This is a genomic window from Thermobifida fusca YX (genome assembly GCF_000012405.1).
Classification (GTDB): Bacteria; Actinomycetota; Actinomycetes; order Streptosporangiales; family Streptosporangiaceae; genus Thermobifida; species Thermobifida fusca.
In genome coordinates this window covers 1,525,272-1,539,031 of record NC_007333.1, presented here as the reverse complement: position 1 = coordinate 1,539,031, position 13,760 = coordinate 1,525,272, and the positions used below count along the sequence as shown (strand labels likewise).

The window sequence follows — 13,760 nt, the reverse complement described above, 5'->3', positions numbered from 1 at the left end:
TGTTGGAGTGCGGGAACGCCTGGTTTTCCCGAGGACAATGGTGTGCCCGCTGTCGGCGTCACAGCGGGCACAGGGAACAGGGATGCTGGTGGTCTGTTGCGTGAGGACGCTGGGACCGCACCGCTACGGGGTGGTGTCGTGCGGCTGCGGTCACTCTTTTCGGCGCACAGCCAGCGCCTGTGCGACCGCAGCGGCCACTGGCGCGTGGGCGGTCGCGTAGTCGTCCGCCGCGGACTGCACGTCGCCTAGTTCTTCCTCGAGGAGCAGGAAGGACGGCACTGGGGTCGCAGCGCCGAGTTCAGCGAGGATCGGGCGGAGGGCGATCTCTGCCAAGTGGCGGTGGGCGGGTGCGCCCGCGATGGCCACCGGAATCGCCACCACTCCCTCCAAGCCACCGGAGGGGATGGTGTCGAGCAGGAGTTTGAGGATGCCCGTGATGCTCCCCTTGAAGGTGGGGGTGGCGAGCAGGAGGATGGTGGACGATTGCACGGTCGCCACCGCTTCAGCAGCCTCCGCGGACAGCGACCAGGGAACCAGGAGGCCTGACGCCAATTCCGCCAGGTCGATGGTTGGCGCGGTCTCCGCAGGTGTTCCGCTCTCTGCAAGGGTGGTAGCAAGCGCGTTGGCAAGGCTTTCCGCGGCGAGGCGAGTGCGGGAACCAGCCCTGGGGCTGCCGACGACGGTGACGATGCGCAGTGGTTGGTGGTCTGGTGTGCCGTGTGCAGTCACGCTGTCTCCTCAGGTGTCTCGGGGTTCCGGCTCGCTTCCCCGCTGAGTGCCTCGGCAGAGGTGTTCGGTGCTTTCCACTCCCTACCCCCGTAAAACAAATCTTTGTTCAAAGACGTTGGTCGACACGCCCCGCACAAAAAGCGACAGACCGAAAGCCCATTGATACTGCAACTGACGCGCTCCCGTCCCAGAAATCCATGGAGTAAGACTCGGCGGGCAGCGTCAACAAATATTTGTTCTTTACGCCGGGCTTCGACCGTTGCCACTAGGCACGTACCAGCAACAACACACGCCGCTACTGTTGTCAGTTTTAAATTCGACAGGAATGTTTCCCCAAAACAAGAAATGACTTCACCTCAAGGAGCCATTGCCTATATCCCCCCCACATGACGTGGCCGACGGCTCTCTTCGAGTTCGCTGACGACGCTCGTACCTGCCCCATGGCAAGGAAGACAGTCGTCGGCGCCGTCAATCCGCACTGGCGGTACGTACCGCGGATTACTGCGAGTGGTATGGCAGTGTGGCTGTCGGCCCTCCCCCTCATGGACACGCGTCTGCTTGGAGCGGATCGCGCGGGGAAGTCCTTGCGGGCTGTGGAAGAAGTTCGAACAGGCTCATGCCTGGTGGGTCCAGCATGGCTGTCCAGAAGTGTCGGGGTTCGGGTTGACGGTGGGGCCGCGGAGTCATGTGGTGTGGCCCGGTTATTCAGGCGGCCCTCATGTCACCATTGAGGGGACGATGCTCGGGAAAACGGTCTAGAGTGTTGTGTGCAGCGAAGCCGCCCACAATCCAGATAACGAGGAGATAACGCCTCGCAAAATTGCAGGTCAGCTTCTATGCTCCCCACGCACGTGGGGATGGACCACCATTCGTCGTCGTCGTCGACGCGCCACATGTATGCTCCCCACGCACGTGGGGATGGACCGAACACCACGCCGCGTAACCCCAACCCGGTGGCATGCTCCCCACGCACGTGGGGATGGACCGACGAGGCGGACGCGCGATTCGCGCTGCCGGACATGCTCCCCACGCACGTGGGGATGGACCACGGCACATACATCACGAATAGACGTCGGAATTATGCTCCCCACGCACGTGGGGATGGACCGGAGATGAGCAGGGCCTCCCCATCCTGATCATCATGCTCCCCACGCACGTGGGGATGGACCGCGCTCGGTTCGTCGCGCCGGTGATCGTTACATATGCTCCCCACGCACGTGGGGATGGACCGCTGCCTCTGTCTCGTCGGCTTCCTCGTCGGCGATGCTCCCCACGCACGTGGGGATGGACCGGACACCGACACCAATGACTGAGTCCCGTCCCGAATGCTCCCCACGCACGTGGGGATGGACCGCGCCGATGATCCGGGTTGTTATCACTACCTACATGCTCCCCACGCACGTGGGGATGGACCGCCGAGCGCCGGGACGACCACCGGCCGCGCCTGATGCTCCCCACGCACGTGGGGATGGACCTGGGTCCGGAGCGACGACCAGGTTTTCGACGCGATGCTCCCCACGCACGTGGGGATGGACCTTTGTTGCCGGGGACGCTGAACCGTGGTCTATCATGCTCCCCACGCACGTGGGGATGGACCGGAGGACGAGAACGAGGTCCTATCTGCTGCGGCATGCTCCCCACGCACGTGGGGATGGACCGCCGAGTTCTCCGACCTGCCCGTCCTCGTCGTCATGCTCCCCACGCACGTGGGGATGGACCCAGCGCGCCCCTCAGGGCGCTCTAGGGGTGTTTATGCTCCCCACGCACGTGGGGATGGACCGCATTACCGAGAGAACCGCGCACGGCACCGCACATGCTCCCCACGCACGTGGGGATGGACCGCAGGTCAGCGCTCATGTGTCGCCTCCTCGAGCATGCTCCCCACGCACGTGGGGATGGACCGAACAGGCCAGAAACCGGCCTGTTGGATCAGGTATGCTCCCCACGCACGTGGGGATGGACCGACGTCGAGTACGGCGGTCTCGGACAGCGAGTCATGCTCCCCACGCACGTGGGGATGGACCGGGCGATTTGGCAGACCTCGTCGTGCCGGTGGAATGCTCCCCACGCACGTGGGGATGGACCGCTGAGGGGGGATTGGGAAGTCCGCCTGCATCAGTGACTGCGCGGGTTGCTGAATCAGCCGCTTGAGCGGCGGTCTCGGCTCCCTTCGCTGCGCCCGCAGCGACCACTCCTGGCGGTCCTGCTGTGGCGGCCGCGGCCGTAGCAGCAGCCCCAGCAGGTGCGGGTGCGGGGGAGGGGGAACCGGTTGCTGGGGCACGACTTGCTGTCTCCGGTACGCCTCCTGTCGCACCTCCCGGAGATCCTGGAGGAGCAGCGGTGTCTGCAGTGGGGGAGGAGGCCCCACTTGCCCCTGTGGGAGACAAGGCCGTGGGGGACTCTTCAGCGGAAGGGGAAAGCTTGGGCTTGTGGGCGGTGTCTTCTTTGGCTCCCGTGGGAGCGGTTGCACCAGCCTTTTCGCCGCTGCCTGTTCCTGCCGTGCCAGGCGTACCAGGAGAACCCAGCCGCTCGCTAGTAGATGACACCTGGTGGCGTAGTTGAGCGCCCAGCCCCACAGCTGCGCCGGTGGCACCCGAGGCAATGCCTGCAAGCACACCGGAGAACCCCCCTGGGGAAGCCACCGCGCCAGTCGCCCAGTTAAACAGGCTGAGCAGGGTTTGCATTGCCACCAGGCTGAGTAGCAGCTTGACTTCCTCCCCACGCCTGAAGGCGGGGGATTCCCGTGGCTGAGGCGCGTTCACGCTGCCTCTACCTTGGGTGGTTGGCGCTTCACAGACCGCCCAACGGCGAGGTCTCCACGCCCTGTCACCGCCAGCCCGGCGGCGAGGATGTTCTTCGCGGCGTTCACGTCGGCGTTGGCCTGGTGGCCGCAGGCGCGGCACCGGAACTCCGCTTGGCTTTCACGGTTGTCCGGCGCGCAGTGCCCGCAGGCATGGCAGGTCTGCGATGTGAACGCAGGTGGCACCCGCAGAATACGGGAGCCGTGGTAACGAGCCTTGTGCTCCAAGGCGGTCAGTAGTCCGCCCCATCCCTTGGCCAGGATCGCCCGGTTCAGCCCAGCCTTGGCGGCGACGTTCCTCCCCGGCTCGGCAAGCGTGCCTTTGGCAGAGGCGGTCATGTTTCGGATGTTGAGGTCCTCCACAACGACCAGTCCGTGGTCACAGGTGAGGCGGTTGGCGGTCCACGCCAGGAAGTCGGTACGCCGGGCGCGGATGCGGGCGTTCAGCTTGGTCAGCTTCGCCCGGGTGGCCGCGCGCCGGTTGGAGCCCTTCCGTTGCCGGGCGAGCTGCTGCTGAAGACGCTTGAGCCGTACCGCTTCCCCTGGGGTGACGAACTCGCGGTCACGCATCCACCCGGACGAGGTGGCGACTGCGACAGTGACACCACGATCCACCCCCACCGGGGGTTTGCCATTCGGTGCGGACTCCATCAGCCCGTCTTCGACGCAGAAGGAGATGTACCAGCGCCCACCGTCCTTGAGCACGGTGGCATTGCGAAGTTGCCCGCCGAGCGGGCGTGTCCACCGGAAGCGGGTCCAGCCCAGCTTGGGCAGCTTGACCCGGCCCCAGCGACGGGAGATTCGCTCCACGGTGATCTGCTTGGGATCGGGGAAGCGGAACGTCGGCGCGTTTTTCCGCTTGGAGCGCCAGCGGACCTTGAACGTGCCGTGCGTCTTGCATGCCCGCTCAAGGTCGCGGAGCGTTTGCTGAAGCGTGTGCGACGGGGCCTCGGCCAGCCACGGGAAGTCCTTCTTGGCCTCGGCCATCTGCCGCGCCTGCTCTACGTAACCGATGAACGCGCCGCGCCGCCGGTACTGTCGGCGCTGCTCCAGCGCGGTGTTCCACACAACCCGGCAGGCGTCACCGATCTTCTCGGCGAACTCCTCCTGCTCGGGGGTGAAAGCCAGCAGGTAGCGGCGTCCGGTCAGCATTCAGCGTCCCTTCTGCTGCTCGACGTACCGCTTCACCACCGCCAGTGGCGCGCCGCCGACCGTGGCTACGAAGTAGGAGTTCGTCCACAACGTCGGCAGCCGGGACTTCAGGTGCGGGAACTCCTCCCGCAGCACGCGGGACGAGCGGCCCTTGATGGCCTTCACCAGACGGTGGATGCCGTACTGCGGATCGACTTCAACCAGGAGGTGGACGTGGTCGGGCATGACCTCCATCTCCACCAGCCATGCCCCTTTCTCGTCTACGACCTCGCGAATGAGGTCCTTCAGGCGTTCTTCGATCCGGCCGCCCAGCACGCGCCGCCGGTACTTTGGGCACCACACGACGTGGTACGCGCACTGGAAGACGACATTGCTGTTCGACCGCAGTGTTACAGCCACCCGAACAGTATACAGCTTGGATCTATCTAATGTCTGAGGATCGAGAGGGATGGGCTAACCCCACGGCTGAAGCCGGGGGTCTGCGCCCAAGAATTTCGATCATCAGCCCGGCTATGAAGGTGCGGATGGTTGGCTGCTCATCGCCGCCAATGAAGACAAAGGTCGTGGCATACACCATTGCCACAGCTGGCTTATAGAAAATCAGAGCCAGCATCCAACTGCTCACACGCGGCAGCCAGCTTTGGGTGGCCCGCATCATCATGCCCACAGCCGCCAACGGCAGCAGGGCAGCCAGGATGATGATCACCGCCTCGCGGAAGATCATCAGAATCATTTGGATCACCGTGACGATGAGCACGATGATCCCTAGTAGAATCACCAGGAGCGCTGAGACTGTCAGGCCCGCTTGGGTGGCCCCATCCTCGCTGACCGGGCCAGAACCGTCGTATTGACCGAAGGTCATTACCAGAATCAAACGGTCTTCGAGCTGCTCGGTCATCGTGGAGTTCAGCACCCACACCGACCAGGCATCGCCCGCTCTCAGCAAAAGGTTGGCCACTCCCACACCGAGGGCCTGCACGATGATGACGACGAGCACGCCCCCGCCTAGCGGGATGAGGGGATTGGCCTTGCGGGTCAGCACCATTCGGCCTGCCGCCACCAAAAGCCCCACAACGCCTACCAGCAGCACGACCGGGGACAGCAAATAGCCCATCTGGTCAATCGTGGTAGCCGCAGATCCCGACGTCAGGTCCACCGCCTCAACATCGGTGATCCACGCCACCATGATCTTCAGCAGCTGGTGGACGCCTTCGTTGACAGCTTGGGCAAGCTCGGTGAGCGCGTTGGACGCTGCGCTTGAGGCAGCCTGGCTGATCTCTTCGCGGATCTCTTCACGAACCCGCTCCCCTGCCCTATCCAAAACGGCTCTGGAGCAATCAATGGGGTTGGTATACAGCGTCCCCAAGTCTGCACATTCGCTGATATCTGGCTGTAAAGGCAGAGCAGGCATAGGTGCTACCGAGGAAATTCAATAAAGCCGTCCAAAGAATCCAGCACCCGAAACCCCTCAAGAGTCTCGAGGGAAGGGGCCACCATGCGCCAGTCTCCGTCCTGCCAGACCACATCAACGGTGGTGCCAGCCCTCTCCACCTGCTCCTTGACGGCAGCCGTGGTGAACTCCACCTTGGCGGCGTGCTCGGTGTAGGAGACGATCCGATATCCCTCGAGGACGATCCGCCCTACGCCTTCCGCCGGGCCAGCAGACGCCAGGGACCGTTCTATGTAGTGGTCGGCTTCAGCGCCCACCACTTGCTCAGCAAGGGCTGCCTCCTGGGCTGCACGTGGCACACCGCCGCCGTTCGTCTGAAAAATGATGTGGATCGCAGCCAGTACTGCCCCTTGGGGGGTGCGCGCGAATCCTCGTGACCAGCCTCCCTCGGTTACCCTCGGTCCGTGGGCTCGCGAAAAGGGGATCTCCACACTACCGCTGTGTAGCTTCCAGGTCAGGTCATCACGATCAAATACTGCCTGGTAGGCGCTTTGGTCTGTGGTGCCGGAGGTCGGCTCAGCCGAAGGTGACACTGCAGCAGGCGGAGCCGACTGTTCAGAGGGTGAAGTGGTACTTCCGGCGAGGTAGCCAATACCAGCCGCGGCCAGGACCGCAACGGTTCCGGCCGCGAAAAACATTCGTTTTTGGGTCATCAGAGAATCGTATCCAGAATCGGGATGCCGACGGCAGCCAGGGACAGGCCCAAAATCACCCAGGGCAAACCTTTGGCCCCCTCCACCGCCATCCGGTGGCGCTCAGTTCGCCCGATGACCATCTGTCCAGCACACCACAGAAGTCCTATGGTGCCCAGGACCAAAAGCAGGCCTTTTCCCCACGAGACGAGTGTCCCGGCCACCTCCATCAGCTCGCTGGGTAAGGACGGCGGGGGGTTGGGTGCCTGCATTGCCTGATGCGTGCTCTCTTCAGGCCATCTCATAGTTGGGTGACCTCATGCTTGTCAGGGGAGTGCATTGTGACGCTGCTTTTTCTGCGGCCTGCACGATACTGGCCAGGGCGTTTTGGGCTTTCCTCGGCAGGCGAAGGTCGTGATTGGGATGCACCACGCGAAGCTCGCGAAGGAAAGGCATCCGCACCACGGCGCCAACTCTGGGCTCTAGCAGATGCACCCGAAGGGTGGCTTCTCGCGGCTCTTTCCACCCGTCTGAGACCAGTACCAGACAGGCCGGTTTGTAGTGCTGGGCAGCCAGTTCCCGGATGGCCTCTGCTGCCCATTGCACGCCGGGAACTGTAGCCCGGGCCACCACGATCAGCGGGCGACCATAGGTCTCCACCTTCTGCCACACCCCGTCAGGCTGCTTTAAGCAGCCCAGATCATAGGCAGGAGAAGGCAAAAAGGTGTGAATGGTGGAGGTGCCAGCCCCACCATGAGCCCCGGCGACAGCCACACCGTATCGGCAGTTTTGCCACGTCAGGGGCGTTATAGCCACGCTATCACCGTTCTCGCTATTGTTTTTGGGCGTGTGTCTTGTGGTTTAGAAACAGGCCATATGTGTTGCAAGGGGTAGTCTACGGATCATTGATCAAGAAAACGTAGTGCCTGGTGATTCATGGGACTAGTAAGACGACGGGGAAGCCCTGTCGCAATCCTGATCTTGGGGATCGCCCTTCTGGGATGCGCCCCAGATTCTCCCCCACCTGCATCGACATCCCCTTCAACGTCGATGCCTCATGAGCCATCAGAACTGTTTGCCTCCCCGTCAAATGAGGCATCCCGGGTGCAGGTGCCGGATGTCGAGTTCAGCGACCCAGCCAGCGTGGCCGAAGCCTTCTATGTGGCCTGGCTGTCATACGACGCCGCTGTAGACACTTTGGACAGTCGTCGAGCACGGGTGCAGCCCTATACCACCCCGGCACTCCTTGAGCAGGGGGCTTTTGGAAACCGTCTGCCCGCCGCTGAATGGCAGCGTGCCCAAAACGCTGACGAAGTCGTGCAAGTAGTGGCCCCTCACGCCTTCGTCGAGCCCTATGCCCCCTCCCCCACCCCCACACGGGCTCACTACATGGTGGTGGGTACCTTGCGAACCACCACCCAGGAAGGCACACACGAAGAGCCCGCTCCGCCCTACCCCCTGGTATTAGAAAGCGTGGCGGGACGCTGGCTGGTAGTTCGGATTAGCTATCACTAAGGAGCAGCGTGCTCAGGGCGTTCCTCGCAGCAAATGCTCCCCACGCACGTGGGGATGGACCCCGTACGCGGTTCACCGAAGCGTTCTCGGTGAGATGCTCCCCACGCACGTGGGGATGGACCTCCGGCCGCATCTCCTGGGCCGCCTGGGAAGGCATGCTCCCCACGCACGTGGGGATGGACCGGCTCTCTACTGGGCAGGCCTGCTGGCCGCTGTATGCTCCCCACGCACGTGGGGATGGACCGGAACTGTCGCGGGCTGGTCTTATTGACGTCGAATGCTCCCCACGCACGTGGGGATGGACCGCTGTAGCCGATGTCCGCCCAGCCCCGCGCCGGATGCTCCCCACGCACGTGGGGATGGACCGTGGCTGCCGTGGAGGGTAGGCCTTCTGGTCGTCATGCTCCCCACGCACGTGGGGATGGACCGGCGAGGTCGAGTTTGTCGCCCCTATCCAAGTCATGCTCCCCACGCACGTGGGGATGGACCGGCGCTGTGCGGTCCCGTTCGTCCCACGACCCTATGCTCCCCACGCACGTGGGGATGGACCCGGCCCGACCTCGCTGACCTCTGCGCCGGCCACATGCTCCCCACGCACGTGGGGATGGACCGTCGATCACCCCGGGCAGCTGCTCAGCATCCGCATGCTCCCCACGCACGTGGGGATGGACCGGGTTCCGGCAACCCTTTCGATGAGAGCACGGGATGCTCCCCACGCACGTGGGGATGGACCTGTTTCCACGAGGTTCTGTCTCGCCGTGGTTGGCATGCTCCCCACGCACGTGGGGATGGACCGTCCCTGCAGGTCCCTGCAGCCCTCTACACCTAATGCTCCCCACGCACGTGGGGATGGACCTTGGGTAGTTCTCCCTAGTTCCAGGGCTAGGGAATGCTCCCCACGCACGTGGGGATGGACCGTACGGCGTGATCTGGAGGTCCTGGACCCCCACCATGCTCCCCACGCACGTGGGGATGGACCGGAGAAATCCCCACCGACCGGCAGCTCAATTGGATGCTCCCCACGCACGTGGGGATGGACCGTTTCGGTGGCGGCCGAGCATGGCTGCCAAAGAATGCTCCCCACGCACGTGGGGATGGACCGCGGGGCGTTTCTTTTCTCGAACGGGTCCATCCATGCTCCCCGCACACGTGGGGCTAGGCCGATTTGTTTCGTTCTGTGTGAGCGAAGGTGGGAGGTAATGCCTGGGGTTTGAAGACGGATGTTTTCTCTGCGGACGGCTTTAGCGCTGGTCGTTTCCTGGGCAGCTGGTTTTCGCGGGCGAGGCGGGCGCCTACACTCCGCGGAGCCAGCGTCCGGCGAGCGTGCCGTCCGATTCCACCAGCAGTCTGGGAACAAACGTCCGTTCGAGCGGCTTACCGGCAAGTAGTCTCAGCCGGTCGCCAGCCACGATGCGGGGTGCGAGCGTCAGGCACAGCTCGTCCACCAGGTCGGCGTCGACCAGGTCGTGCATCAGGTGCGGTCCGCCTTCGCACAAGACCCGGCGCAGGCCCTGCTGGGCGAGCGCGTCCAGTGCGGCACGGAGGTCGACGCGGTCCTCTCCGAGCACGAGGACCCGGTCGTCGCCCAGCGCCTGGCGGACCTCGTCCAGGGCAGCGGAGTCCGCGGCACGGCAGGTGAGCAGCATGACTTCGCCGGCGTCCTCCTGGTGTTCGAGGAGCGACGGCGGGAGGTTCGCAGAACGGCTGACCACCGCGATCACCGGGTGGGGGCGTTGCCCGGCGCGGCGTACGGCACGCCACCGCGCCGCGGTCCGGGCCCGCTGGTACTCTTCGGTGCGCACGGTTCCTGCGCCGGCGACGATCACATCGGACAGGGCGCGGATGAGGGAGAAGAGGATCCGGTCCGCGCCGGTGTTGATCGACCCGGAGCGGCCGTCGTCCCCGGTGACCGCGCCGTCCAGGGTGGTTACGAAGTTGGCGCGCACCCACGGCCGCTCTGCCACGGTCTCCTCCGGGTACGCGTACAGGGCGGCGAGTTCCGCCTCGGTGAGGTCCTGGCCGGGCTGGGCGACGGCAGGGTCCACCTCGTTCAGCAGGATGCGCACGACGGCTTGCCTCTCTTGTTCTCGGTGTTACCAGCGCCATTCAGCGACCACGTACATCACCCCGTACGGGTCGTCGGCGTAGTGCACCTCAACGCGCGGTGGGGTGTGCTGTGCGGCGGCGGCCCCGGCAAGCACCTGCCAGGCGGCCCGGCCTTCCGCGAGGAGGTCGCGGGCCAGGTCAGCGTCGAGTGCAGCCAGTTGCTGGGCGTCACCGCTGCGGAGGGCCGTGACGAGGCCGGCGTCGAACGGGTGGGCGCGCTCGTCAAAGTGGCCGGGGGCTTTGGGGCTGCGCCGTGCGCTGCCGTCCCCTAGCACGAGCAGGGCTGTGGGTCGGGAGGAGGCTGCGAGGTCTTGGCCGCGGCGCAGGCATTCCTCGGTGGGGGTGGTGTCCGCGACCGGGTGCAGTTCTACTGGCCCGGTCCACTGGGCGTCGTCTAGGAGGCGGAGGCCTACGCGCAGGCTCCACGGCAGTCCGCCCGCCAGGTCGGGGCGGGTCGTGCCAGGGACGGCGGGTGCCCCGCCGATGAGGGCGACGTGTTCGGCGCCGTGCAGGACCCGGTCGACCGCGGTGCGGCACGCTGCGCGCAGTTCAGCGGCTGCGTCGTGCTGCCCGGTGAGTTCACGCAGAAGCAACGGAGGATGCGGACAGACCGCTGCGGCTGTGATCACCTGATCGTCTTCCCTACGCAAGTCCGCGCACAGCCCGGGAGGGGGCGCGGAGTCCTTTGATACTGCTGACCATGTCCAGCACCTGGCGGGTCTCGACCACCTGGTGGACCCGGTAGACGCGGGCACCGTGCCAGGCGCACACGGCGGTTGCTGCCAGCGTGCCTACCAGGCGCTCCTCGACGGGCAGGTCGAGGGTTTCCCCGACGAAGTCTTTGTTCGACAGGGACACCAGCACCGGCCATCCGGTCGCGGTCATCTCGTTGAGCCGGCGGGTGACTTCCAGCGAGTGGCGGGTGGTTTTCCCGAAGTCGTGGGCGGGGTCGATGAGGATGCGGGAGCGGTCGACGCCGAGTGCCACGGCGCGTTCCGCGAGTGCCACGGTGTCGCGGATCGCGGACTGGACGACGTCGTCGTAGTGGACGCGGTGCGGCCGGGTGCGGGGACGCACCCCGCCTGTGTGGGTGCAGACGAGGCCCACGTCGAATTCGGCGGCGACTTCCGCTAGGGCCGGGTCGTAGCCGCCCCACGCGTCGTTGAGCAGGTCGGCTCCGGCCTGGCAGACTTCGCGGCCTACTTCGGCGCGCCACGTGTCGACGCTGATGACGATGTCGGGGTAGGCGTCGCGGACTTTCGCTACGAATCCTGCGACTCGCCGGATCTCTTCGGCGACGGGGATCTCTTCGCCGGGTGCGGCTTTGACGCCCCCGATGTCGACAATGTCGGCTCCTTCTGCGACGACCTGGTGGACCCGGTCGAGGGCGCGTTCCTCTTCCCAGGTGGCGCCCCGGTCGTAGAAGGAGTCGGGGGTGCGGTTGACGATCGCCATGACGAGCATCTGGTCGTCGGTGAACGTGCGACTGCCCAGTCTCAGCATCGGCCCTAACCCCTCTCTCAGCGTCCGGCACTTGTGCCGACGGTTGCGCTCCTGGGACGGCTGGCGCGCGGGGTGGTCGCGGCTGCCAGGGTGCGGTGTCCTGTGGGAGCGGTGTGTGGCCGGGGGATGCGCGCCGCGTTCCAGGGTGGGGCAGCGGCATGTGTTGCTTCGCGGTTTCCGCGGTCCCACCCCACCACGCGTCGTCCTTTCAGTTGTGTCCTTCCCCCGCCGCGGGTACTAACGAGGGCTGGCCGCCATGCTACCCAGCGGGGTGTGCGGATGCCGCAGCAGCGCGGGGTTCCGGTGCGCCTGCCTGGTGTGCGGCGGCTAGGTGCGGGCGCGGCGCAGGATGGCGCGGGCCTGGCGCAGCAGCGGCTCGTCGATCATTCTGCCCTGGTAGCGGAACACTCCTGAGGGGGCTTGTTGGGCGGCTGCCACCACACCGCGTGCCCACGCCACGGAGGTCGGGTCGGGGGCGAATGCGGCGCGGACGGGGTCGACTTGGACGGGGTGGATGCACAGGCGGGCGGAGAACCCTGCTTGGGCGGCTTCGGCGGACGATTTGGTGAGTCCGGCGACGTCGTCCAGGTCGAGGTAGACGGTTTCGATGGCGGGGCGGTGTGCTGCAGCGGCGGCGAGGAGCACGTGGGAGCGGGCGTGCCGGGCCACATCGTGGTAGGTGCCGTCGGAGCGGCGGCTCGTGGTTCCGCCTAGGTCCGCGATGAGGTCTTCTGCGCCCCAGGTCAGCGCGGCGCAGGAGGGGGAGGCGGCGAGGCGTGGTGCGGCGAGGATTCCGGCGGCGGTTTCGCAGAGGGCGATGACGCGGGCGGGGGCGAGTGCCTCGAGGTCTTCGGGGCGTTCCGCTTTCGGCAGCATCACTAGGCGGGCTCCGGCGGCGCGTACTGCGGCGACGTCCGCTTCCCACCACGGGGTTCCTGGCGCGTTGACGCGTACGATCACCCGGTCCGGGTCGAGGTCGGCGAGTGCGGCGGTGACGAGGTCCCGGGCTCGGTCTTTGTGTTCGGGGGCGACGCTGTCTTCGAGGTCCAGGATGGCCGCGTCGGCGCGTGCCACGGCTTTAGCGTAGCGGTCGGGCCGGTCTGCCGGGCAGAACAGGAGTGCCGGGCCGGGCAGGTCTGCGAGGGTGTTGTTCATCGCTGCTCCTCGGGGAGGCGCAGCATGAGCGCGGTGCGTTCCACGCGGGCTACGAGGGTTCCGTCCTGGTTGTGGGCGCGGTGTTCGAAGCGGACGACGCCGTTGTTGGGCCGGGACTGGGACAGGCGTTTGTCGAGGACGCGGGTTTCGGCGTACAGGGTGTCGCCGACGAACACGGGGTGGGGGAAGGACACTTCGCCGAAGCCGAGGTTGGCGACCGTGGTGGCCTGGGTGAGCTGGTTGACGCTCAATCCGACCAGGGTGGAGAGGGTGAACAGGCTGTTGACGAGGGGTTTGCCGAACTCGGTGGCCGCGCTGAAGTGAGCGTCCAAGTGGAGGCTCTGCGGGTTCATGGTCAGGGTGCTGAACAGGACGTTGTCAGCGTCGGTGATGGTGCGTCCGGGACGGTGGACGTAGACCACCCCGGTCTGCAGTTCTTCGTAGTACAGGCCTCGTTGTTCGATGCGGGCTTCGCGGTGTGCGGTGGCGTCGCCTGGTTCCGCTGTCATCGGCTCCTCCTCATCCCGGCGGTCGCTTGTGGCTCCCTTCCCTGGGACGGCCCTACCCTATCGCCGCTGGCTTGTGGGGGAAACGGTCGCGTTGCGGGGAGTTGCGGGACCAAGGGCCCTGAGCGGGGTGCTTTGGACCGGGATTCGGGGGTAGTGCGCCGGGCAGGAGAGGGACGAGGAACGTCCCGGTACGTCCGGGGCGCACTGCG

At 65.7% G+C, this 13,760-nt stretch carries 11 protein-coding genes and 2 CRISPR repeat arrays; all 11 genes read right to left on the bottom strand.

The window, feature by feature from the left end:
- Positions 1–150: 150 nt before the first annotated feature.
- Positions 151–729 carry an NADPH-dependent FMN reductase gene (locus tag TFU_RS06600; RefSeq protein ID WP_011291762.1) on the bottom strand — a complete coding sequence of 193 codons (579 nt, stop codon included), beginning with the start codon at positions 727–729 and terminating at the stop codon, positions 151–153.
- An 836-nt stretch (positions 730–1,565) separates the two neighbouring features.
- Positions 1,566–2,815: a CRISPR direct-repeat array (repeat unit 28 nt; unit sequence ATGCTCCCCACGCACGTGGGGATGGACC).
- A 672-nt stretch (positions 2,816–3,487) separates the two neighbouring features.
- A complete protein-coding gene (locus tag TFU_RS06590; protein WP_011291580.1) occupies positions 3,488–4,681 on the bottom strand; it encodes an RNA-guided endonuclease InsQ/TnpB family protein in 1,194 nt (397 codons plus the stop codon).
- Positions 4,682–5,080 (bottom strand): IS200/IS605-like element ISTfu1 family transposase, encoded by a 399-nt coding sequence (tnpA, locus tag TFU_RS06585; RefSeq protein WP_011291581.1) that lies wholly within the window; start codon positions 5,078–5,080, stop codon positions 4,682–4,684.
- 22 nt (positions 5,081–5,102) lie between these two features.
- On the bottom strand, positions 5,103–6,047 hold the full coding sequence (locus tag TFU_RS06580; protein WP_041427936.1) for a hypothetical protein: 945 nt from the start codon (positions 6,045–6,047) through the stop codon (positions 5,103–5,105).
- A 50-nt stretch (positions 6,048–6,097) separates the two neighbouring features.
- On the bottom strand, positions 6,098–6,430 hold the full coding sequence (locus tag TFU_RS06575; protein ID WP_155983534.1) for a hypothetical protein: 333 nt from the start codon (positions 6,428–6,430) through the stop codon (positions 6,098–6,100).
- 624 nt (positions 6,431–7,054) lie between these two features.
- Complete coding sequence (locus TFU_RS16045) at positions 7,055–7,537, bottom strand: hypothetical protein (RefSeq protein ID WP_155983533.1); 483 nt, start codon at positions 7,535–7,537, stop codon at positions 7,055–7,057.
- Between the two features lie 774 nt (positions 7,538–8,311).
- A CRISPR array of direct repeats spans positions 8,312–9,440; the repeat unit is 28 nt; unit sequence ATGCTCCCCACGCACGTGGGGATGGACC.
- A gap of 130 nt (positions 9,441–9,570) precedes the next feature.
- Positions 9,571–10,344 carry a pyrimidine reductase family protein gene (locus tag TFU_RS06560; RefSeq protein WP_011291757.1) on the bottom strand — a complete coding sequence of 258 codons (774 nt, stop codon included), beginning with the start codon at positions 10,342–10,344 and terminating at the stop codon, positions 9,571–9,573.
- 27 nt (positions 10,345–10,371) lie between these two features.
- Positions 10,372–11,013, bottom strand: coding sequence for a hypothetical protein (locus TFU_RS06555; protein WP_011291756.1), 642 nt, complete (start codon positions 11,011–11,013; stop codon positions 10,372–10,374).
- A gap of 13 nt (positions 11,014–11,026) precedes the next feature.
- Complete coding sequence (folP, locus tag TFU_RS06550) at positions 11,027–11,887, bottom strand: dihydropteroate synthase (RefSeq protein WP_011291755.1); 861 nt, start codon at positions 11,885–11,887, stop codon at positions 11,027–11,029.
- Positions 11,888–12,214: 327 nt separating this feature from the next.
- Positions 12,215–13,042, bottom strand: coding sequence for an HpcH/HpaI aldolase/citrate lyase family protein (locus TFU_RS06545; protein ID WP_011291754.1), 828 nt, complete (start codon positions 13,040–13,042; stop codon positions 12,215–12,217).
- Positions 13,039–13,551 carry a MaoC family dehydratase gene (locus TFU_RS06540; RefSeq protein WP_011291753.1) on the bottom strand — a complete coding sequence of 171 codons (513 nt, stop codon included), beginning with the start codon at positions 13,549–13,551 and terminating at the stop codon, positions 13,039–13,041. The genes TFU_RS06545 and TFU_RS06540 overlap by 4 nt, the downstream gene beginning before the upstream one ends.
- Positions 13,552–13,760 lie beyond the last annotated feature (209 nt).

Excerpts from the sequence above, each read along its gene's own strand:
- TFU_RS06590 (WP_011291580.1), bottom strand. The coding sequence starts at position 4,681 with ATGCTGACCGGACGCCGCTACCTGCTGGCTTTCACCCCCGAGCAGGAG.
- folP (WP_011291755.1), bottom strand. The coding sequence starts at position 11,887 with ATGCTGAGACTGGGCAGTCGCACGTTCACCGACGACCAGATGCTCGTC.
- TFU_RS06545 (WP_011291754.1), bottom strand. The coding sequence starts at position 13,042 with ATGAACAACACCCTCGCAGACCTGCCCGGCCCGGCACTCCTGTTCTGC.
- TFU_RS06540 (WP_011291753.1), bottom strand. The coding sequence starts at position 13,551 with ATGACAGCGGAACCAGGCGACGCCACCGCACACCGCGAAGCCCGCATC.